The 21,398-nt window shown below is 35.4% G+C and carries 23 protein-coding genes; 5 read left to right on the forward strand and 18 right to left on the reverse strand.

Annotated elements, in window-relative coordinates:
- Window positions 1–66: 66 nt before the first annotated feature.
- The 7 genes from IGL31_RS10810 to IGL31_RS10840 form a co-directional block, all read right to left on the reverse strand.
- Complete coding sequence (locus IGL31_RS10810) at window positions 67–1,026, reverse strand: glycoside hydrolase family 43 protein (RefSeq protein WP_002297693.1); 960 nt, start codon at window positions 1,024–1,026, stop codon at window positions 67–69.
- Between the two features lie 11 nt (window positions 1,027–1,037).
- Window positions 1,038–2,549 carry an alpha-N-arabinofuranosidase gene (locus IGL31_RS10815; protein ID WP_179189397.1) on the reverse strand — a complete coding sequence of 504 codons (1,512 nt, stop codon included), beginning with the start codon at window positions 2,547–2,549 and terminating at the stop codon, window positions 1,038–1,040.
- A 21-nt stretch (window positions 2,550–2,570) separates the two neighbouring features.
- Complete coding sequence (locus IGL31_RS10820; RefSeq protein ID WP_002297690.1) at window positions 2,571–3,134, reverse strand: YesL family protein; 564 nt, start codon at window positions 3,132–3,134, stop codon at window positions 2,571–2,573.
- A gap of 5 nt (window positions 3,135–3,139) precedes the next feature.
- Entirely contained in the window at window positions 3,140–4,003 is an 864-nt protein-coding gene (locus IGL31_RS10825; RefSeq protein ID WP_002287292.1) for a carbohydrate ABC transporter permease, read from the reverse strand.
- Window positions 4,004–4,016: 13 nt separating this feature from the next.
- A complete protein-coding gene (locus IGL31_RS10830; RefSeq protein WP_002287294.1) occupies window positions 4,017–4,913 on the reverse strand; it encodes a carbohydrate ABC transporter permease in 897 nt (298 codons plus the stop codon).
- Window positions 4,914–5,087: 174 nt separating this feature from the next.
- Window positions 5,088–6,377 (reverse strand): ABC transporter substrate-binding protein, encoded by a 1,290-nt coding sequence (locus IGL31_RS10835; RefSeq protein ID WP_002321046.1) that lies wholly within the window; start codon window positions 6,375–6,377, stop codon window positions 5,088–5,090.
- Entirely contained in the window at window positions 6,349–7,866 is a 1,518-nt protein-coding gene (locus IGL31_RS10840; RefSeq protein ID WP_002324209.1) for an alpha-N-arabinofuranosidase, read from the reverse strand. Before IGL31_RS10840 ends, IGL31_RS10835 begins: the two co-directional genes overlap by 29 nt.
- Before the next feature lie 197 nt (window positions 7,867–8,063).
- Between IGL31_RS10840 and IGL31_RS10845 the strand changes: the two genes are divergently transcribed.
- On the forward strand, window positions 8,064–8,954 hold the full coding sequence (locus IGL31_RS10845) for an ArsR/SmtB family transcription factor (RefSeq protein WP_002307176.1): 891 nt from the start codon (window positions 8,064–8,066) through the stop codon (window positions 8,952–8,954).
- A gap of 72 nt (window positions 8,955–9,026) precedes the next feature.
- On the opposite strand, the gene nadE is transcribed toward IGL31_RS10845, so the two are convergent.
- The 3 genes from nadE to IGL31_RS10860 form a co-directional block, all read right to left on the reverse strand.
- Window positions 9,027–9,851, reverse strand: a complete 825-nt coding sequence (nadE, locus tag IGL31_RS10850; RefSeq protein WP_002307174.1) for an ammonia-dependent NAD(+) synthetase — start codon at window positions 9,849–9,851, stop codon at window positions 9,027–9,029.
- 11 nt (window positions 9,852–9,862) lie between these two features.
- Window positions 9,863–11,335 (reverse strand): nicotinate phosphoribosyltransferase, encoded by a 1,473-nt coding sequence (locus tag IGL31_RS10855; RefSeq protein WP_002287304.1) that lies wholly within the window; start codon window positions 11,333–11,335, stop codon window positions 9,863–9,865.
- Window positions 11,336–11,972: 637 nt separating this feature from the next.
- Window positions 11,973–12,335 carry a DUF1827 family protein gene (locus tag IGL31_RS10860; protein ID WP_002287305.1) on the reverse strand — a complete coding sequence of 121 codons (363 nt, stop codon included), beginning with the start codon at window positions 12,333–12,335 and terminating at the stop codon, window positions 11,973–11,975.
- A gap of 222 nt (window positions 12,336–12,557) precedes the next feature.
- On the opposite strand from IGL31_RS10860, the gene IGL31_RS10865 reads away from it, so the two are divergent.
- The gene (locus IGL31_RS10865; RefSeq protein WP_002297683.1) at window positions 12,558–13,310 is read left to right on the forward strand and encodes a MerR family transcriptional regulator; all 753 of its coding nucleotides are present in this window, start codon (window positions 12,558–12,560) and stop codon (window positions 13,308–13,310) included.
- A 139-nt stretch (window positions 13,311–13,449) separates the two neighbouring features.
- Here IGL31_RS10865 and IGL31_RS10870 read toward each other — a convergent pair whose 3' ends face one another.
- Both IGL31_RS10870 and IGL31_RS10875 read right to left on the reverse strand, forming a co-directional pair.
- Window positions 13,450–14,373, reverse strand: coding sequence for a LacI family DNA-binding transcriptional regulator (locus IGL31_RS10870; protein ID WP_081156705.1), 924 nt, complete (start codon window positions 14,371–14,373; stop codon window positions 13,450–13,452).
- Window positions 14,374–14,387: 14 nt separating this feature from the next.
- Entirely contained in the window at window positions 14,388–14,660 is a 273-nt protein-coding gene (locus IGL31_RS10875) for a hypothetical protein (protein ID WP_002297679.1), read from the reverse strand.
- Between the two features lie 691 nt (window positions 14,661–15,351).
- Here IGL31_RS10875 and IGL31_RS10880 point away from each other — a divergent pair.
- Window positions 15,352–15,573, forward strand: a complete 222-nt coding sequence (locus IGL31_RS10880) for a hypothetical protein (RefSeq protein WP_002293622.1) — start codon at window positions 15,352–15,354, stop codon at window positions 15,571–15,573.
- Between the two features lie 14 nt (window positions 15,574–15,587).
- Entirely contained in the window at window positions 15,588–15,887 is a 300-nt protein-coding gene (locus IGL31_RS10885; RefSeq protein WP_104889143.1) for a DUF5960 family protein, read from the forward strand.
- 538 nt (window positions 15,888–16,425) lie between these two features.
- Here IGL31_RS10885 and bsh read toward each other — a convergent pair.
- Window positions 16,426–17,400, reverse strand: a complete 975-nt coding sequence (gene bsh / locus IGL31_RS10890) for a choloylglycine hydrolase (protein ID WP_002287105.1) — start codon at window positions 17,398–17,400, stop codon at window positions 16,426–16,428.
- A gap of 161 nt (window positions 17,401–17,561) precedes the next feature.
- On the opposite strand from bsh, the gene IGL31_RS10895 reads away from it, so the two are divergent.
- Window positions 17,562–17,819, forward strand: coding sequence for a hypothetical protein (locus IGL31_RS10895; protein ID WP_002295273.1), 258 nt, complete (start codon window positions 17,562–17,564; stop codon window positions 17,817–17,819).
- Window positions 17,820–18,556: 737 nt separating this feature from the next.
- Here the strand turns inward: IGL31_RS10895 and IGL31_RS10900 are convergent.
- The 5 genes from IGL31_RS10900 to IGL31_RS10920 form a co-directional block, all read right to left on the reverse strand.
- Entirely contained in the window at window positions 18,557–19,252 is a 696-nt protein-coding gene (locus IGL31_RS10900) for a DUF3800 domain-containing protein (RefSeq protein WP_086299720.1), read from the reverse strand.
- A 119-nt stretch (window positions 19,253–19,371) separates the two neighbouring features.
- Window positions 19,372–20,346, reverse strand: a complete 975-nt coding sequence (locus tag IGL31_RS10905; RefSeq protein WP_086299721.1) for a peptidoglycan recognition protein family protein — start codon at window positions 20,344–20,346, stop codon at window positions 19,372–19,374.
- Window positions 20,346–20,759: a phage holin family protein gene (locus IGL31_RS10910; protein WP_002333628.1), complete on the reverse strand. Its 414-nt coding sequence runs from the start codon at window positions 20,757–20,759 to the stop codon at window positions 20,346–20,348. Before IGL31_RS10910 ends, IGL31_RS10905 begins: the two co-directional genes overlap by 1 nt.
- Before the next feature lie 61 nt (window positions 20,760–20,820).
- Window positions 20,821–20,949, reverse strand: a complete 129-nt coding sequence (locus IGL31_RS10915) for an XkdX family protein (RefSeq protein WP_083314616.1) — start codon at window positions 20,947–20,949, stop codon at window positions 20,821–20,823.
- 1 nt (window position 20,950) lies between these two features.
- On the reverse strand, window positions 20,951–21,397 hold the full coding sequence (locus IGL31_RS10920) for a hypothetical protein (RefSeq protein WP_086299722.1): 447 nt from the start codon (window positions 21,395–21,397) through the stop codon (window positions 20,951–20,953).
- Window position 21,398: the final 1 nt, after the last annotated feature.

A 21,398-nucleotide genomic window follows, 5' to 3' on the forward strand; every position in this document is an offset into this window, starting at 1 on the left:
TTGTACGTACATATATCATAACGAGTCTGCAAGGTTTATTCAAGCAAAAATCAAGGTTTCTTGTGCTCATAAGGCATACGGAACAGGTTCACCAAATTCTGGAAATCCTTGCTCATTCCACGTAAAGCATTGCGCGTTCGCGTGCCGATTAGGATTGTCTAACGGATCCCCTTTTTGGTTCTTCTCTGGTCGAGCATGATAGATCAAAATATCAAAGCACCCGTCTTCTGAAACCGTAAACGAGTTGTGACCAGGACCAAATTGCTTATTTTTTTCAGAAGAAACGAATACTGGCTCCGATAATTTATGCCATGATTCTTTTAATAAAAGATTCTTGTGCTCATCAGCCCACAGCAGGCCCATGGCATAGTTTTCATCTGTTGCACTACCAGAATACGTAATGAATATTTTCCCATTGCGAGTAAGGACTGCTGGACCTTCATTTACTGAAAAACCCCGTTTTTCCCATTCATACTCAGGTATAGAAAGGAGGATCTGCTTCCCCTTTAACGTCCAAGGATTATCCATTTCGGATAGATAAAGATTAGAATTCCCAGTAATTTCAGGATCTTGTTGGGCCCACACATAATATAGCTTTCCTTGAGAAGAGAAAGTTGTTCCGTCTAAACTGAAAGTTTCCCTTTTCGTTTTTATTTGTCCCTTTTCTATCCAATCTGTATTCATTGGATCTATATGCTGATTTTCAAGTACGAACATGCGGTGATGATGAGATTCATCACGTATAGTTTTATGATTGCTTGCAGCAAAGTAAATATACCATTTTCCATTGATATAATGGACTTCAGGTGCCCAGATCAATTCACTCATCGGTCCTTCTTCATGAGCCTGCCATACAATCAGGCTTTCAGCATGTTCTAATTCATTCAGTGACTTTGCCCTTCTTAATTCAATCACTTGGTAGCCTGGAACCGATCCTGTAAAATAATAATAACCATCTGTATGTTTATATACCCAAGGATCTGCCCGTTGCCGAACGATAGGATTATTATAAAGTGTCTTCATCATAACAAATTTCCTCACATTTTCTTTATTCTAATTACATTCCAAGAGTATTTTTCTATCCCTACATTTAATTCGTCATGTTTTTCTATTGAAAAATAGTTTATTTCAGGTTTTATTTTTTCTGGTTCTTCACGTGTATTTTTGTCCAACAGATCGCTACTGGTTAATGTGTAGTGCTCTCCTTGATCTAGCAAATTGAAATCATGTTCAATCGTTATCTTTTGTTGTTCATTTGTGCGATTGATCAAGAAAATAGTCAGCTGATTGCCGTTATCTACGATCACACTGTCCATATAAGGTACATTTTTTATCTTTTCACAATCATAAACAGGGCAAATGATTTGTTGTTCCAATACTTGACCTTTAGCATATTTCGATAAGTGTTGCATCACATAATAAGTTGGATTCCTCCATGCTTGTCCTTTAGCATCTGTCAGTATTAAAGGTATTGTGTTTACTAACAATGATTGACAACTAATCTTTACGCGATCTGCGTGTCGTAAAATAGCTAGCCCTAATGAACCAAATAATAATGTATCTTCCATAGTAAAGTAACACCAATCGATGGGACTACCGACTTCAAAATCCCTATGTCTTTTTTCCGGTTGGGCATGTACATTCCATTCATCAAACGCTAGATACATTGTTTTCTCACTTCTCAAATATCCTTTTACATAATCACAAGTAGCAACGATTTCTTCAATTTGACGATCGAATCGATAAGCTTTTGCAAGGTATGTCGCTGTATCATCACGCTCATTTTTAGGAGGTTTAGTCAAGTCTTCTTCATCATACTTATCAATATAGTTATGCAAAGCTAAATAATCTACATTCTCATAAGCTTCTTCTAATGCGATACGATCCCATTCAGGGTACGATGGTAAACGTGGCGTAGAGCTTCCAACTAAGATTGTTTCAATTGAATCATCCACTAACTTCATGACTTTTGAGGCTTCATTTGCTAACCTACCATATTCATAAGCACTCTTAGCCCCCACTTGCCATGGCCCGTCTAGCTCATTCCCTAAACACCATAATTTAACGCCAAAAGGCTTTTTTTGCCCATTTTTTATTCTTAAATCACTCCAGAAGGTTCCTTTTGGAAAATTACAATATTCTACTAAATTTTTTGCTTCATCGATTCCTTTTGTTCCTAAATTCACCGTGAATATCGGTTTCGCTTGTACATGACTGATCCATTTAAAAAATTCGTGGAGTCCAAAAGAATTTGGTTCTATACCTCGCCATGCTAAATCAATTTTTTTTGGTCGTTGTTCTTTCCTACCTACAGTATCCACCCAATCATAACCAGATGTAAAGTTTCCTCCAGGATAGCGAATGACACCTAATTCTAATTCCTTTACATAAGAGAGGACATCTTGTCTAAACCCGTCACCATCAGCTGTTTCATGGCCCGGTTCATAAATCCCTGTATAGACGACACTTCCCATATGCTCAACAAATGAGCCAAACAGCCGAGAACTGATCTCTCCTACCGTAAAATCCTCTCTGATTTTTACTTTCACTTCTTCGTCCAACAGCTTTCCCTACCTTTCATTTCCTATAGTCAAGATAATAGATACAAGTTTCCATACGCCACCAGCAAAGATAAAAATAAAAGGAGGGAAAAGAAATATGAGCAGTACAAATCCTAATAACAATACGCAACAAAGAATATTTCTCAAAAAATCAAAAAATACTTTCCATGCACTTTGTTCAAAAATTTGTAAAAATGTGATATCTTTGTTTTCAGAAATCACATATATCCAGGATAAAAGAAACATGGAATAAATAAGTGAAACTACATATCCACTAATTGAAAGTACGATTGTCTGTTCTTCTAATAATTGATTAACAAGAAAATAAATAATGATCGTTAACAGACTAAGGAACAAGTTCTTACCAAAATGTTGCTTTATTCCTTGAAAGAAAAAATAAATGATATTTCCTGATCCCTCACCTTTCCATTGCGCCATTACATAAAAAACAGCACATGTAGCAGGCACGATAGTAATAACAGGCAAACACACGATTACCCAGAGAATACCTAATAAGATGTAATCAGAAACCACAATCAACTGTCCATAAAATTTAGTCTCAACTATTTTCATCTTCCTCACTCTTTCATTCCAGACATAGCTGTTCCTTGAACAAAATATTTCTGTGCAAAAATATAAACCACTAGTAATGGCAGCATTGAAATAACCGTTCCAGCCATTACAGGTCCATAAAAAGAAATGTTCTGCCCCGTAAATAAAGCTAACCCTGCTGGTAAAGTTCTCATTTTTGAACTACTTGTCAATATCAATGGATAAAGCAAGTCATTCCAACTATTCATCAGCGTGAAAATCCCTAATGATAAAAGAGTAGGTTTGCTCAATGGCAACATGATTTTCAAAAAAATATTAAACTCACTTAATCCATCAATGCGTGCTGCCTCTTCCAAAGAATCTGGTAAAGTAATAAAAAAGGAACGCATCATGAAGATACCAAATGCAGTTGTCATACGAGGAATGATCAAACCTGCATAAGTATCAAGCATGCCAAGCAAATTGACTTCAATAAATAGAGGAATCATGAAGACTTGGAATGGGATCATCATTGTCAGCAAAACGAAATAGAACAAAACTGATTTTCCTTTGAAACGCATACGAGCAAATGCATACCCCGCAAGAGAATCAAAGAATACAGAAGTGATCACTGTCCCTCCAGCAAAAATCACTGTATTTTTGATGTAATCTAATAAAGGGATCGTTGTCCAAACCTTAATATAGTTATCTAGGGTATAGCTATCTGCAAATATTCTAGGCGGAAATGAGATAATGTCTTTTTCGTGTTTAAAAGAAGAAATAATCAGCCACAAAAAAGGAAACGCAATAACCAACAATATAACTAGCATACTAATCGTTCGAATGATTTTTTTACCACTAACTGCTTTTCGACTATTCACAGTAACTGTAATCGAGCTTTCTGGTGCCATACAGGTTTCCCTCCTATTTCATTTGTTTTTCTTTCCGTGACATGTACACATTAGTGGAGATAGCTATAGTTGCAACAATGATAAACAAAACCGAAGACAGTGCTGATGCATAGCCCAATTCATAAGGTGCTGTAAATCCTCGACTGTAAATATATTGAACAGCTGTTTCTGTCTTAAATTGTGGGCCACCAGCGGTTGCAACATATACTTGGTCAAACACTTGCATCGAACCAATCAGATTCGTTAAAATACAAAAACCTAAGGAGGGAACGATCTGAGGTAGCGTAATGTTAAAAAACTGCTGTCGATTTGTTGCACCATCCATTTGAGCAGATTCATACAAAGAGGGAGAGATTCCCTGAATAGCAGTCAAGAGAATCGTCATAGTAACACCAAAATTCTTCCAAACAGTCATGATGGCTACCGTCGGCATAGCAAGGGTTGGATCGCGAAAAAATTGAGGGATCGGCAAGCCGACTTGTGAAAACAAGTAAGGAATCGCCCCTACATTCGGATCAAGCAACATAGAAAAAATAATCGCAATTGACGTCAATGAACAAATAACTGGAATGTAAAATGTCGAACGACAAAAACGATTGAATCTGGTATTTTTAGATAATGCTACTGCTGCTAATAAACCAACGATAATTTGTGTTGGCGTTTCGAGTACGGTGAAATATAAAGAATGAATCAACGAATTAACTGCTCGTTCATCACTAAATATACGTGTGAAATTTTCAAAACTTACAAAATTTCTTGATGTAAAGAAAATATTCAAATCTGTAAAACTAATAGCAAATGTTCCTAAAAGCGGTATGACAGTAAATAATAATAAAACTAAAAAAGATGGAGTTAAAAACAAATACGCAGCACGATCAGGACGATTCCAATATTTGGTGAATCCGTTCATATAGTCCACCTCATCTTTCATTTTGATAAAATATACAATCTTGGTTTAAACGAATCTGAATAAGATATCCGAACAATCGCTGTGATTTTTGCAATAACACCTATCTGCAAATACTAGGTCGATCGTTCAGATATCTGTATCTTGCCAACAGTCTATCCTGTATAAAGTTCTGTACTATTTTTGCAGTAATTGATTGATGGCATCATCTGCATCGTTCATGAGTGTCTCAGGATCTTCTCCTGCTAATAATTTTTCAATCAGTGGATTGATGATATCGTTATTGATCGCAGAGATTTGGGTAAAACCTGGTAAATATGGCTCTGCATAGTCCATTTGTTTCGATAATTCAGATACAATAGGATCATTTTTTACTTCTTCATCTTTTGCTACTGAATCCAAGTAGGCAGGAAAACCATTTTCGATACTCCATTTTTTACCAATTTCAGTTGTATTCCAATATTTCAAAAACTCATAGACAGCTTCTTTTTTATTATTATCTGTACTTGCCGGAATGGCATATCCTACGCCATCTAAAATAGCTGTTTTTTTGTCTGAATCACTCCCTTGTGGTAAGGTAGTCACATTATAATCAATCTCGTTTGCTTTCAATCCGTTATTTAACCATGGCCCATTGATTTCAATGGCTAGTTGACCAGCATTCATTAAATTGTCCATTTCGGCGCCAGAAATCGATTCTGGACCAGTCTTGTCTACATGGATCATTTTTTGGATCGCTTTTAACGTTTTAAGGTTCTCAGGAGACGCAAATTCAGACTTAGTATAATCATCGTTCACTAATTTACCGCCATTTGCTAACATCCAGTTATATAACGGTGCAGTTCCATCCTTATTGAAGACAAAACCTGATACATTTTTACTACTATCAGTTAATTTTGGTGCCATTTCTGTCAATTCTTCCCAAGTAGTAGGTGGTTGTTCAGTATCTAATCCAGCTTGTTTAAACAAATCATTATTCCAATACATATACATTCCTTGTACCTGCATGGGGACAAAATACTGTTTACCTTCTACTTCACCTAATTCAATAGCCGTTTCTTTAAAATCAGATTTATCTACTCCATCATATTCCCAGAAATCGTCTAATGGTTGTACCGCTCCGTTTTCTACATACTGTGCAAAATCTGGATAATTTAATGCAATAAAGTCAGGTGCTTTTTTAGAAGAAATCGCTGTAGGAAGTTTTTCATTCAAATTGGCCCAAGTCATGATATCCATTTCAATTTTGATGTTTTTATCATTTGTTTTATTAAATTCATTAACGATTTCTTGCAATATTTCACCATCAGATGCAGTAAACCCATTCCAAAAAGTCAAAGTCACTTCTTTATCAGAATCAGATTCTGCTGAACTTCCGCCACCGCAAGCTCCTAAAATACCTGTTGCAGCTACCAACAAAGAGCCAATTAACCATTTTTTACCTTTCATTTTTTGTTCCTCCTTCATCTGATAAACGACATCTGACCACATTCCAAGATAGCGGTTTCAATAAACAATTGATTTTCCCATCTTCAGCTTTTACATTTGTTGAATGACTTGGTTTTACTTGTTCACTTTTAGGAAGATTAGTTGCTTTTGTATCAAATCCACTCATTTCAGAAAAATCAATCACTCCCTCTACTGATAATTCAGACAAGTGAACAGTTAGATTCATTTCTTCTTCTCCACGGTTAACTGCAAATATGACAAGTTCTTTGTCATTTATTACGGCTATACTTTCTAAATACGGCACTTCTTCAAAATCTTCCGTCGCATAGTTTGCTGAACGAATTTGTGGGCTTAACACCTCTCCTTGTCCATACACAGCAGCTTGCATAAATGGATAATAGATCGTCTGTCTCCAAGCTTCTCCGTTTGTTTCTGTCCTGATTGGTGCAATAACGTTTACCAATTGAGCAAGACAAGCAATCTTTACTCTATCTGCATGTTTCAATAAAGTGATTAATAGACAGCCTAATAGTAATGCATCTTCAAAATTATAGTTATCTTCTAGTAAAGGAGGAGCAATCTGCCAAGGCTCTGCTTGCTCATCTTGTTCCGCTGAATGATACCAAATATTCCATTCATCAAAGGACAGGTTGATCTGCTTCTTACTATGTTTCTTCGCCTTGACTGTATCGCACATCGCTGTCACTTCAGAAATGAACCGATCCATGTCTAAGGAACGTGCAAGATAATGAGAAAGATCATTTTTTTGGTTGCCATAATATTGATGAAGAGACAAATAATCTATTTGATCGTACGCTTGATCAAGAACTGTTAACTCCCAATCACCAAATGTAGGCATTTGCCGATTCGAACTTCCGCATAAAACCACCTCAATTGAATCATCTACGAGTTTCATCGCCTTAGCCGTTTCCTCTGCTAACCGTCCATATTCTTCCGCTGTTTTATGTCCAATCTGCCAAGGACCGTCCATTTCATTCCCTAAACACCATGTCTTAATTCCAAAAGGGCTCTCTTGACCATTCGAACGCCTTAAATCACTCCAATAAGTTCCTTTAGGAAAATTACAATATTCGACTAAATTACGAGCTGCATCTACTCCACGAGTACCCAGATTGACAGCCATATTGATTTCGGCCCCCACATGCTGACACCAGTTATAAAATTCATGAATCCCAACTTCATTCGTTTCAATTGTCCGCCAAGCTAAATCCAACCTTCTAGGTCTATTTGCTATGGGCCCAATACTGTCTTCCCAACGAAATCCTGACACAAAATTTCCACCAGGATATCTAATCATGGGAATGTTCAATTCTTTTACCAAGTGAATGACGTCTTGGCGAAATCCACTTTTATTAGCTGATGGATGATCTGGCTGATAAATCCCTTCATATACTGCTCGTCCCATATGTTCAATAAATGAACTATACAACCGCGGATCAACTTTGCCTACACGCTTGACACTACTAATCAACATTGTGGCTTCCATAACTGACCTCCTTTAATTTATACATGAATAATACACCTTGTTGAAAGCGTTGTCAATAATATAAATGTTAAACTTACTTATTTTTTATCGATTTTAATTAACAGAAATATTAATAATGATTAAAACAAATAATTTAATATAACTTTTATTAACAAATATGTTAATATATAAGAAAAACCTTTTAAGAGGTGATATATATGCAACTACAAATAAACGAAGAATCCTTACCGGTATATGAAGCATTAGCTAGTAAAACAAGGATCAGGATCATCCAGCTACTTTCCAAAAAGAAGATGAATGTCAAAGATTTGGCAAAAGAACTTGGAGTGAGCAGTGCTATCACAACGATGCACGTGAAAAAGCTAGAGGAAGCAAACATCATCAAAACAGAAAAAGTAGGACAACAAAAAATTTCGAGCCTTCGTGTCGATAAAATCGATATCAGTTTTCCAGAAAAAATATTCAATGCTTTTGATACGAAAGAAACATCGATACCTATTGGTCACTATACAAATTATGCAATTGAACCAACATGCGGTTTAGCTACGATCCATGATTTTATCGGGAAAGTGGATGAACCACGCTATTTTATGGATCCTCGAAGGATGGATGCCCGCATTCTCTGGTTTACCAGCGGATTTGTCGAGTATCAGGCACCTAATTTTTTAAATACAGAGGATACATTGGAGATGTTGGAAGTTTCTGTGGAAATTTCTTCTGAATTTCCTTTTTCAAATGACAATTGGCCTTCAGATATCACTTTCAGCCTAAATGGTGTGGAGCTAGGAACATGGACGAGCCCTGGAGATTTTGCTGATATCCGCGGTAAATATACGCCTGATTGGTATCCAGATAATCTTAATCAATACGGCTTGCTGAAGACGATCCGAATTACCAAACACTTGACGAATATGAATGGAGAACCCTTGTCAAACATCACGATCAACGACATCCCTAAAGAGCAAGACACTTGGCATTTGCGAATCGAAGTGAAAGACGATGCCAAACATGTGGGGGGCTGTACTTTATTTGGTAAAGGATTCGGTAATTACGATCAGGATATCAAATTAAAAGTTTACTACAGCTGATATTTTTCTTTTCTATTTTATAAAACAAAAACAGCCAATCCCTATGAAGGGACGGCTGTTTTTGCTTTATTGTTATTTCCAGAAATCATCCAAAACGGAAATTGGCAAATGTCGTTTATGTTGTGTCTTGTTCCACCATGCTTCGATTTTTTCTTGTGCTTGAGCGGGAACTTCTTTTCCTTCTAGATAATCATCAATTTCATTATATGTGACACCTAGTGCGACTTCATCTGCAATCATTGGTTTCCCATCTTCAAGATCTGCAGTCGGAATTTTTGTGTATAATTTTTCCGGTGCATTCAATGCTTGAAGCAATTGTTTCCCTTGTCGTTTGTCCAAACGGAATAATGGCAAAATGTCGGCTCCACCATCACCAAATTTCGTGAAGAATCCAGTAATGTTTTCTGCAGCATGATCTGTCCCTAATACGGCTCCTGCTCTTTCTCCAGCTACGGCATATTGCGTAATCATACGTTGACGTGCTTTGATATTTCCTTTGTTAAAATCGCTGATTTCCACACCTGCTTCGCTTAATACTTGTACTTGTGCATCAACAGCTGGTTTGATATTTACTCGCAGACTAACATCGGGCTGGATAAAGTCAAGAGCAGCTTTTGCATCTTCTTCATCTGCTTGTTCACCATAAGGAAGACGAACAGCGATAAATTGATAGTTTTCATCTTTTGTTTCTTCACGCATTTCTTCCATCGTTAGTTGCGCCAAACGGCCTGCTAAAGTAGAATCTTGGCCGCCGCTGATACCTAGTACAAAAGTTTTAAGAAACGGATATTTTTTCAAATATGCTTTCATAAAGTCAATACTTTTACGTATTTCTTCTTTTGGATCAATTGTTGGTTTGACACCTAATTCATTGATAATTTCTGTCTGCAGGCTCATTTATTCTCCTCCTATGCTTCTGTATGAAGTTCTGCTACGCTTTTTTTCATTCGTTCCATGATAGCCATTTTATGGTTCCAGCATTCAGTAGACAGATCGACTGGGTATTTTTGCGGATTCAAGTCTCGTTTATACTCTTCCCATAGTGAATCTAGATTTTCTTTTGTATATTCTTTGATTTCGTTTAGTGCAGGTAATTCGTAAACTCTTTTTCCTTCGATAAAGATATCTTGTAAAACTGGGCGAGCTGTAAAGTCTCGAACAGTTTTATTGATAAACGTATGCACTGGATGGAACATGAAGATAGCTTCTTCTTCTCGAGGGTCTTCATCCCATAATGTCACGTAGTCTCCTTCAGATTTCCCATCAAAATTTCGAGTGATGCGCCACACTTGTTTTTTCCCTGGAGTAGTTACTTTTTCTGCATTGCTTGATAACTTGATCGTATCCATCATTTTTCCTTCATCATCTTCGATCGATACTAGCTTGAATACTGCACCAAGGGCTGGCTGATCATAGGCTGTGATCAATTTTGTCCCAACACCCCATACATCAATTTTAGCTTTTTGCATCTTTAAATTCAAAATCGTTGCTTCATCCAAGTCATTCGAAGCATAGATTTTTGCTTCCGTAAATCCGGCTGCATCTAATTGTTCCCGAACACGCTTAGATATATAGGCCATATCTCCACTGTCGATGCGTACGCCTTGGAAGTTGATTTTGTCACCTAATTCTTTCGCCACGCGAATCGCACTTGGCACACCTGATTTCAACGTATCATAAGTGTCGACTAAGAACACGCAGTCTTTATGGGTTTTAGCGTAGGCCATAAATGCTTCATAATCATTTCCATAAGATTGGACTAACGAATGAGCATGGGTCCCGCTAGCTGGTATCCCAAATATCTTCCCAGCACGTACATTGCTTGTTGCATCTGCTCCGCCGATATATGCCGCTCTAGTTCCCCAGACTGCTGCATCCAGTTCTTGTGCCCGTCTAGTTCCAAATTCCAATAGTGGATCTTCTCCGATGACAGATTTGATACGAGCTGCTTTTGTCGCGATCAACGTTTGGAAATTGACCATATTCAACAGTGCTGTTTCTACTAATTGGCAGTGCGCTAAAGGCCCTTCCACTTGGATCAATGGTTCATTTGCAAAAACTAGTTCTCCTTCACGAGCAGAACGAACTGTTGCTTTAAATTCAAAATTTTGTAAATACTCCAAAAAACCTTCAGGATAGACTTCTAATCCACGCAAGTAAGCAATATCGGAATCATTGAACGTCAGATTCTCTAAATAATTGACTAACCGTTCCAATCCTGCAAAAACCGCGTATCCGTGGTTAAAAGGCATTTCTCGAAAGTAACATTCAAAAACAGCATGTAAATCAGCTCGACCTAATTCCCAGTATGTCTGCATCATATTGATTTGATATAGATCCGTATGCAGCGTCAAACTGTCGTCTGGGTAAGTATTATTCATCTTGTATTACTCCTCTTGGCAAGTTTTCATTTCCTACCCATTATAACAAAAAAAATTAATAGGAAAAGAAATCTTCCATTTTTTCTGAAAAAGCACATGTTTTACGGATATTTCTTGCTAAAAATGAACTCCATCTGCTAAAACTATCCTTTCTTATTGGTATTTAACCTAAACGAGAAAGAATATTTATTTTATTCAATGTATCCGAGACACGAAGAAATTAGCGTTTTCTATTTTTCTTACTTGATAAAATAAGTAGCTTTTCCTACTACAATCGTAGCCGTTAAGATACCGATGATTGAACGAATATAACCAAATGTCTCTACAACATAATCAATGGCAAAAGTTTTTTAAGCAAATAATACATCTTTCCTTTTTTGCTTCTTATCCCCAAAGAAACGGATATAACTTATTATGTATTGAATTTTTTTGGAAAGGCGAATTATGACAAGATATACCTTGCGTTGAAAAAACTCGCGGAAAAAATATCACACGTTTTTTTAAAAAACAAAAGTAAGAAAGCAGCTGTCAATAGAATGGAAACAAAAATGGCGAGACATCAATCAGTCTCGCCTTGTTTTTTATTGTATAAGTTAGATATGGAGCAGGTTACCACAAAGATGATTATTAGTCGTTATTAAATAGAATCCTTCGTATTTTTTTGTTCTATCACTACAATATCTTTATTTGGACGTTTGAATTGTATTCCGGCACGTTCTAGCTCTTGTTTCACTCCTACATGGACTTTGACATCTTCTCGTGTCATTTTTAAAACGTGATGAATCGCATAGTCGATTTCTTGCCTTGTGATTTTTTTCTTCGTATTGATCATCACGACTTGCTTTTTATCATATGTGTCTACCAATAGCAGTTGTGTTCGATCTAACGAAAATAATTTGTAATAATTAATAGCCGTATTCCCAAAAAAGAATTCCACTACTTTAGGATAAAATGTCTTAATATTTAAATTACTATTCACAGGTGTTTCGATTAGCTTCATCTCATTCCTCTTTTCTATATAGTCGATTTAGATCCAATCTTAAGTTATGTTACCATCTTTCCTAGCATTAAGGAATCGGTTACAATTGAACCTTTAAAGACAAAAGGATTTACCTTTTATCACTTAATAGTATAACATAATTTCATGAGAAAAAAATACAATTTTTTCTTGACCTTCTCGTTACGTAAAGGATTATGCTTACATTTGTCAGGAGGAAAAATAATGGAGTACACAATAAAGAAAATGTCAGAGATATCAGGAGTCAGTCCGAGAACCTTGCGCTTTTATGATGAGATTGGACTGCTAAAACCAGCTAGGATCAATTCTTCAGGTTATCGGATTTATGGCAAAAAAGAAGTCGATCGTCTGCAACACATCTTATTTTATCGAACAATGGCATTCAAGTTGGAGGATATCCAAGAGGTCTTAGACAATCCATCTTTTGACCACCAGAAAGCTTTAATCAAGCATCAGCAAATGTTGCTGGAAAAACGGGCACAAATCGATACCCTCTTGACAACTGTCCAACAGACACTTGATATGTACGAAGGAGGAAGAAAAATGAGTGACAAAGAAAAATTTGAAGGGTTTAAACAACAAAAGTTGAAAGAAAATGAAGAATCCTATGGACAAGAGATTCGACAAAAATACGGAAAAAAAAAGGTTACAGCATCCAATGAAAAATGGATGAATATGGATAAAGAAACGTATGAAGAAATGCAAACTGTTGAAAAGCAGATGTTATTTGATCTCACTCTTTACTTAAAAGAACCAGAAGATGAAAGCTTAGCAGACCGTATCTTCCAAGCTCATAAGAAGTGGTTATCTTACAGCTGGCCTGAATATCAGCCAAAAGCGCATAAAGGACTAGGAATGATGTACGAAGCCGATGAACGGTTCACTGCATATTATGACGAGCGAAGTGGTCATGGTGCAGCAAAAGCTTTAAATGAAATTATCCAAAAAAAGGCGTAATCTTTTACATGATCCAACAAAAAAGTACACGTAAAATGACCTAATAACAAAACAGCAGACACCCAAGTTAGATTTTTATGCTAACTTTTGGTGTCTGCTCCATTCTTTCACAAGTTTTTTCATCCTACTTTAAATATATTCATCGTTGAATAAACGTATAAGGTATTTTCACTTTATCCTTTTTTTCTGTAAGAAACAATTGAAATGCCATTTCTCCGCAAGCTTCCAGATGGTGGTCGATGGTTGTGAAACCAAGAAGCTCGCTGATTAGCAAATTATCGCGTCCAATCACCACTGGTGTCTTATCTTGCAGATAGCTTTGCAAGATGCCTGCTGCAACCATATCCGAATTTGTAAAGACACCATCAACTCCAAGCTCTTTAAAAAAGAAGCCTGCTTGTTTTCCTTTCTCTGCATCTATACAATCCCAAAAAACAAGTGATTCATCAAAAGATGGAAAAAGTTGATGACATAGCTGCAAAGTGATTTTTGAGTTATAACTTAGCCTGCCACTTCGCCCCAACGTAATGCCCAATTGCTTTATACCTTGCTGCTTCAAATAAGTAAGACCTTCTGTAATTGATTGTTCTCGATCAATAAAGACACAACTTGCCTGTTTTCCCTTGATTTCTTCACAAAAAACTAGAGGTCCATATTTTTGATATGCCAATAAATCATCTAGTGTATTGGCACGAGACGTAATGATCAATCCATCGAAAGCTTTAGCTGCAAATTCTTCAAGATACCTTCGCTCTTTTTCTTTCTGATAGCCCGTCGGTAAAAGTGTCACTTTGTAATCATAATCAAACGCTGCTTCAATGATCCCACTGATCAACTGATCAAAATACGGATGATTGGTATAAGGCAGAATCACTCCAATGCTTTTCGTTTTTCCATAACTTAACTGTCTGGCATTTGCATTAGGGATATAATCGACTTCTTTCATGACCGCAAGTATTTCTTTCCTTTTTTCCTCATCTACATATGGATGTCCATTGATTACACGTGAAATAGTAGAAACTGAATAACCTGTGAGCTTTGCGATATCTCGAATGTTTGCCACTACTGCTTCGCCACCTATACAAAAAGATTTTCTTGTAAATAGTCTACCACAGCTGGACCGCATTCAAAAAACTGATACATTTTTCCTTCATGCGAAAAACTAATCCGCTGCCCGCCCCAATATATATCTTTTGTCAAAGTTTCGATTTCATTCATTGGTATTTCTTTTACTATATTCCTATTCAACCCTTGAAAACTGTACAACGTTAATACGGATCCCTTGAACTCGACAAACGCATAAAAATAATTGTTCGTTGTGCCATCTGTTATCTCTACATAAGTATTCATTGCAAGCCCTCCTTTTGATACTTTGAGTATAGTGTATGAAACGCGTCTCATAGCAAGGAGTTTGTTTTGCCAAAGAAAAGTTTTATTCCTCTTTCATTATTACCAAAGTCTCTTATTTTAAATTGAATACATTATAATGATACTGTAAATATATCTTTATTATTAGTGAATGGATATTTACTTTTAATAGATAAAATAAATAACTATAAAATATTATAACTATTAAAAATAACTATTTTCACTATAATTACACACAAAAAAGAGCGTGGGACAAAAGTAAAGAACACTTTTGTCTCACGCTCTAAACACGTATAAACGGCGGAAGCAGAAGCAACTCCTTCGGAAATAAGCTGAAATTCACAAAAATTTGAAAAGCAATTTTCGTGAATTTCTTCTTATTTCTTGGAGTTAAACGCTTCTGTTCCAGCCTCTTTTTATCTGTCTTTCACTAATGATCAGTTGTAGATAAGCAAGTTGCTTTTTCTTACATCATACCGCCCATCAAGACAAACGTTTTTAGCTTGTACGTACTGGACAAAAATCCCATTATATCAAGAAAAAACAACGTTGATAATACTTAAAATTATTAGGCTAGAACGGACTAGTAAGAGTTTTTTGCCCCTTTTTTGCCCCTCAAATATCGCTTTACAGTCAGAACATAAGTTCGTATAATCGTTTTGAGGTGATTTTTATGATGGAAGAATTTATTAGAAAAAATATCAGTGATGAATATGCAGATTTTTATGAACAAAGCAACGAAAAAGATAAATTCCAGATGGATGTTTCAATTTTAGCTATATTAGCTTTTTCCGAAAATAAACAACCTGTAACTGCAAAAAAAGAAACGGTATTCTCTGAAGGCAAAATAAAAACTCGATATATATTAGAGGTAGAAACTAAGTTTAAAAACTGATTGGAGTAATGGTTATGCTTTTTAATGAGACGCAATTATGGTTTAAATTTGATCCTTCGAATAGATTTATCAAAGACTTTTATAAAGTATGGGATTCAGAAGTTTTCTTTTTAGCAATCGAAGATAGCTTATTAATCAATCTCTACTATTCTAATAAGAACTACTTTAAAATCCCTGCTGCAAAAACTAGAATGAAGAAAGACGTATATTTTTTGTTTGATATCGTGACTGACGTGCCAGACGCACGGAGCGATCATCGGCGTTATGACTATATAAAGTATACTTTCGTTGATCCAGAAAGGTATATAGATTAAAATAAGTTACCTAAAAAGGACAAATACAAATTTTATTATCTTATTTATAGTAAGAAGATAATTTTAAGATTGCGAAATACGATACTATTTGTAATCTATAGTATCAGTCCTATAAAATAAACATCTAATTAATTACTCTAAATCCTAATTATAAGCCTTTTTTCTCACTTTTTTTCAAAAATATGGTATGCTTCTTAGTGAATTCAAATATAAAAGAGTTTAAAGCGTAATACACTTATGGGGAAGTGGTTTGGGGTGCGCTTTAAACTCTTCTTTATTATTATCTCACAGCATACTTAAAAGGTCTATGGATTAAGTTATGTAAAAAAGTGCCTCTTTAAACGTCCTAAAATCCAAAAAAGAATAGCATAATATACACTATCGTTGATCCAGAAAACAGGTAAATAAATTTTGCAAAAGCAATAAGTTAAAAACATTACAAAAAAGACAAGGATATCACATCAAGAAAAAATGTTTTGAAAATATCTTTGCCTTTTTGTATTATATCTATATTAAATACTCAACCACAACATACTAACTAATTTATATATTTAATTTGTTGTTTTTCTATAATTGGATAACTAATTAACTTATGACTATCTAAGTCTTCTTTATTCATATCAATTGCAGTAATTTGGCTGTCCTCATATGTCCGATAATAATAGATTCCTTTGTCAACATTGCAACAAGAAGAATAAATTGTATATTCATATTTTCCATCACCAACATCACACAAACCTTTTTGTTGTTCTACTGAACCTAAGATATGGAAAAATTGACTAATACTTTCTGACTCTGAATCTCCAGATACAGAGTTCAGCTTCGTAAAAGTCGCTTTAACAAAACGAGAAACTGAGGACAAATCTCCAGGCAATCCTATCCCTCCCATACCGCGGCTATAGGCATTCAAACTTATTTGATTTGAAAAATTATTTTTAGGAGTTTCACTCGATAAGACACGATAATTGTTTAAATTAAATAATTGATAGTCAAATGAAGGATTATTGGTAAGAACACCCACAGGGTTATCATATATATGAAGTCCATCTTTCATACTTTCAATGACAATTGATTTTTCTTTATCAGCTAATAGCCAATGTAAAGGGGATAAAGGAAGTTCATCACTATAATTTATATTTGCTAAATTGATATTTTTTAACAATTTTTTAGCTTCTCCTACTGTTGAGCATTGTCCTAAAATCCAAGGAATAAATTCAAAAGGAGATACATTGTCTTTCCCTTCTTGTATTTCTTTATAATCAGCATACCCAGAAAAATTTAGCCCAGCCATACTCAATCCTTTTTCATTTGTCGCATCGTAATAAAGAGGGTAGTCAGCTATACCAGCGGCAATACCAATCATTGCATAATGAGTATCCAAATCATTTACCTTTCGAAAATTCAACTTATAATTTCTTGGAGTAACAGTGACTACTTCATTGTAAGATATTTCATAATCAAAATTCCTTCCAAAATAATGATCACTTGTTACATAAGTAATAGACGTACACATAGTTTATTCCTCCTAATATTGTTCTGTCCACGTTCATATTACTCCAAAGTTTTCCTCATTCCAAAAGAAAAGCACAGAATACACGAAGAAGCGTTTCTATTTGTATAAACTATATCAAAGTTCTATACTTAAATTATCAAATAAAAAGGACGTGAAGATAAATGTCAAATTTAGAAAACAAAGAAGAAAAAGTTGTAAACAAAATTGTTTCTGTTGTCAATAAACTGGATAAAGAGTTAGACGAACTTGATACGTTATCTGAAAATCCAGAAAAAAAACATAACCTAAAAAAATGGTTAGTTGAACGAAAGGCTATTCACGAAATTAAAAAAGTTCTTCATGAAGCTGATAAATATGAAAAATATGATGAAAAAGAACTTGATAAAGAATTTAAAGAAATCAATGACTTATTACTCTGATTTGTTAAACGACTCATTATGAGTCCAAAGAAACTATCTAGAGGTGATCCAAATATAAATATTGATTGTGGTACAAAAAAGAAGCGTCCGAAGACGCTTCGCTGTTTAAATACGTAAAAAGATTGGGAAATTGATTCATCAGCTATTACGATTATTATTATAATCTCATCCTGTAAAAAATCAATACTAAAAAAGCTACTCTTTCGAGTAGCTCTGAACAGATGTCATCATAACTTATGAAGGAAATAGACATAAGATTGTGTATAAAAAAATAACCACCCGAAAGTGGCTGAAGAAAGCTTTTATTTACATGAATACTCTTCTAAGTAATTTTAACACACAACTAACTTAATTACTATATGTAACTCGAACCTACGACCGGACGGTTATGAGCCGTTTGCTCTGACCAACTGAGCTAAATGTACCATTGGAGGAATCATTCATAAGTTAATGAACAATAAAGAGGGTTTCCGCGACAACGTATTTAATTTACTTGAATTAAAGTAATATGTCTATAGAAACAAAAAAGCCTCAACCATCCTTGGCTAAGGCTTTTAACTACATTTAATAGGCTGATCATAAATTTTGCTCAAAAAGCTACCAATATAATAAAAAAAACCGCCTAAGGCGGCCAACAAGAAAGAGGTGACAATACATATCACTTACTAAATAGTAGCTCTATAATCTTGTTTATCAGCTATCACTGCTGCAATTGAATAATAGCATATATATTTTTTTTACGCAATACTTTCGCTAGAAAAAAAATTAGGGTGTTTTCTACAACACGTATCTGTTTTTTTATCTAACAAAATCTTTAGGTCTTTAGATTTATTTTGGAAACGTTGGAACTTACAATTTGCAAGTAAATCTGCTACCTGTATCAATGGCTCAGACTTAGAATCCATGTATTCGACTTTAAAATCTACATCAGACTCTAGAAAGTATTCACTGTTTTTATAGCACCCTTTAAATACTTTGTTAATATAATTTTTAAAACTATCACGATTACATACATTAGTTTGGCTTTGATTATCAATGTAAAGATTAACTTTTTTTATGTGTCCATACCCTAATTTCTTTATTTGTTTCAGGGCATCTTCTACTAGTCTTCTCAAAATATAATTTTTATGCAATTGAACGGCTTCACAATTAAAAAAATCAATAGTTAAACTTGATACTTTAGTAACTACATAAATCGGATGAACATCTTCTTTAACAATTTTTTTTAGAAAACGTTTCTTTTCCCAGTGTTCCATGTTACTGCTTTTTATTTCTTTACTAGTATGAAATAATTGTCTTTTAGTTTTTGAAAAAGCTGATTTTATCTTAGATTTCTCAGAATCCAAACACCAAAATCCACCGTAAACAAAATAATCAGAATAATAGTTTGAGTGTAATTGACCTGAGTCATCAATATAAATTGAAATTTCCATTTTGCACCTCCTAATTACAAGGATATGAATATCTATGTTATCTGTCAACCTATCATTATCTAGGAGAATACATTGATAATTAATATATGTACTGCCCCTCAACGAGGGGCTATTTTTATTTATAGCGTCAAATAGATATCAGAAATCCGCACATCATTCACTGCGCCTTCACCATTAGACTGATTGCATCGACGTAAGATGATATCAATTTTCTTTCCTTTCATCCAACTAGAATCAAAAGTAACATCAAAACCTAGCGCGTCGCCACCTTGATAGCCGTATGCCTTTTTGACATCTGGACGAGCAATTCCTTGAGATTGGATACGTGTTAATTCTTTAGGTGTCCCGTGTTCCATCACAAGTACGTAAGCATAAGTTCCAATTGCACCTTGTGGTTTATCAGGAACCAACCAACCAGCCACACGAACAGTTTTGTCTGATACCTTCTTGAAAATATCTAGTTTTCCATAGGCATTCCCTTGATGCGTTGGCGTACTTGCTGATACTTTATCATCATGATTCTGATCTTCTGTACTGCCATCAGGTTTCAATGCGGGATTATCATGGTATTTCTTGATTTGTGAAATAAAGTAATCTTGCATTTGAGCAGTGATGGCTGCAGGAACTGCTAACGTAGAATCATAGCCACAATGTTCCATCAGTGAACGCTTAGGGCATTCAGTTGCTGAAAATTGATGATGGCATTTGACTGTATCTCGGTTAACTGGCAATCCGTAAAAACGAAGATCCTCCGCTGCTTGCCAGAAAGCATTTTGCTCCGCTTGTAGGAAGACTGCTTTTGGCGTTTCCCGATTCCCACGCACTTCATATCCGAGATAGCTATTATTACCGTCAGAATTAGCGACGTGCCAAGCACGATTATAAGTATCTTCTGTGCGAATAATCGTGTTTTCATCACAGTAATAATGAGCAAATCCTGCTTCTAACTGTTTATCTGTCATTCCTGCTAAACGATTCATTTCTTGTTCTGCTGTTGTGTTTGTCCAAGTATTATGGATGACTACACCCTTCACATCTCCTACACGTTTACCTGCTACACCACGACATACTGAATTATTGATAATATTGACCATTATTGTTTTCCTCCTAAAGTATTATTTTTGTCTTTTCCTTGTTCTTCAGATGAATCTTTTAATTTGCTGAATCGATCTTTCACAAAATCTGGAATCGGGATTCCTAGCTGACCTAAATTCTCGATCACCGAGATTCCATAAACAGCAATGTATGAAAGCACAAAAGCTGTTGCGACTCCTTCAAAGTTCATGATTTTAAGATAGGGATACGCAATCAGCACAAGCGCCACGACCAGCAAATGCTTTACTACCCCCATTAGTCCCTTAGTACTATTTGTTTCTTTTCCAGCAAGTCCTTTACAAACTCCTGTAATGATATCCGCAATGACAATCCAAACAAAAATTTGAATATAAACGTTGCTTACTAGATTTTTAAACTCTGATAACAAAACTAAATTATCAATGATCACCATGTTTCCACCCTTCACTTTCTATTTTTGGCCATACAAAAAGCGCACTCGTTTGAGCACGCTTCTATTCTTCGCTATTAATAATCTCATCCGCTTCTTCATCCGTAATACATAATGGAACAAATTCACGAACCTGTTCTTCTGTAAAACAGCCCCAGTCAAACATCATTTTCACATCGCTAAAACTAAACATACTACTCGCCTCCTTCTGTCTCTGGATTTAATTGCTCTTTAATTTCTGCAATATCCTTGCTGTTTTGAAGCGAAGCAAGCATTGTCTTTGAATTGATTTGTGCTAAACTATCAGCTTTTTCTTTCAATGCAGTATTTTCCTGTTTAATTGCTACATCGTTTAGCATGAGTTTGGCATTTAGCTGTTTTAGGTTGTCATTTTCATGTTCCAGAGCCTTGTACATCGCTTTGAGATTGTTTAAATCGTTGTGATCTAGTGCGTTTGCTAAAACAATCCATTGGTTCAATTTAGGATCAAACATCTGATCAGCAATCGTTAGTGGTTCACCATCAGCACGTACCCCTTCAAGTGGTGGCTGATCTGTGTAAGGAACGGATACAAGCATGTCGTCCAACACTTTTCCTGCGTACTCTCCGCCAGTACGCCCGTATTTCCAAATGTTTTTCATT

The organism is Enterococcus sp. MSG3290, from assembly GCF_050555565.1.
GTDB classification, from domain to species: Bacteria; Bacillota; Bacilli; order Lactobacillales; family Enterococcaceae; genus Enterococcus_B; species Enterococcus_B faecium.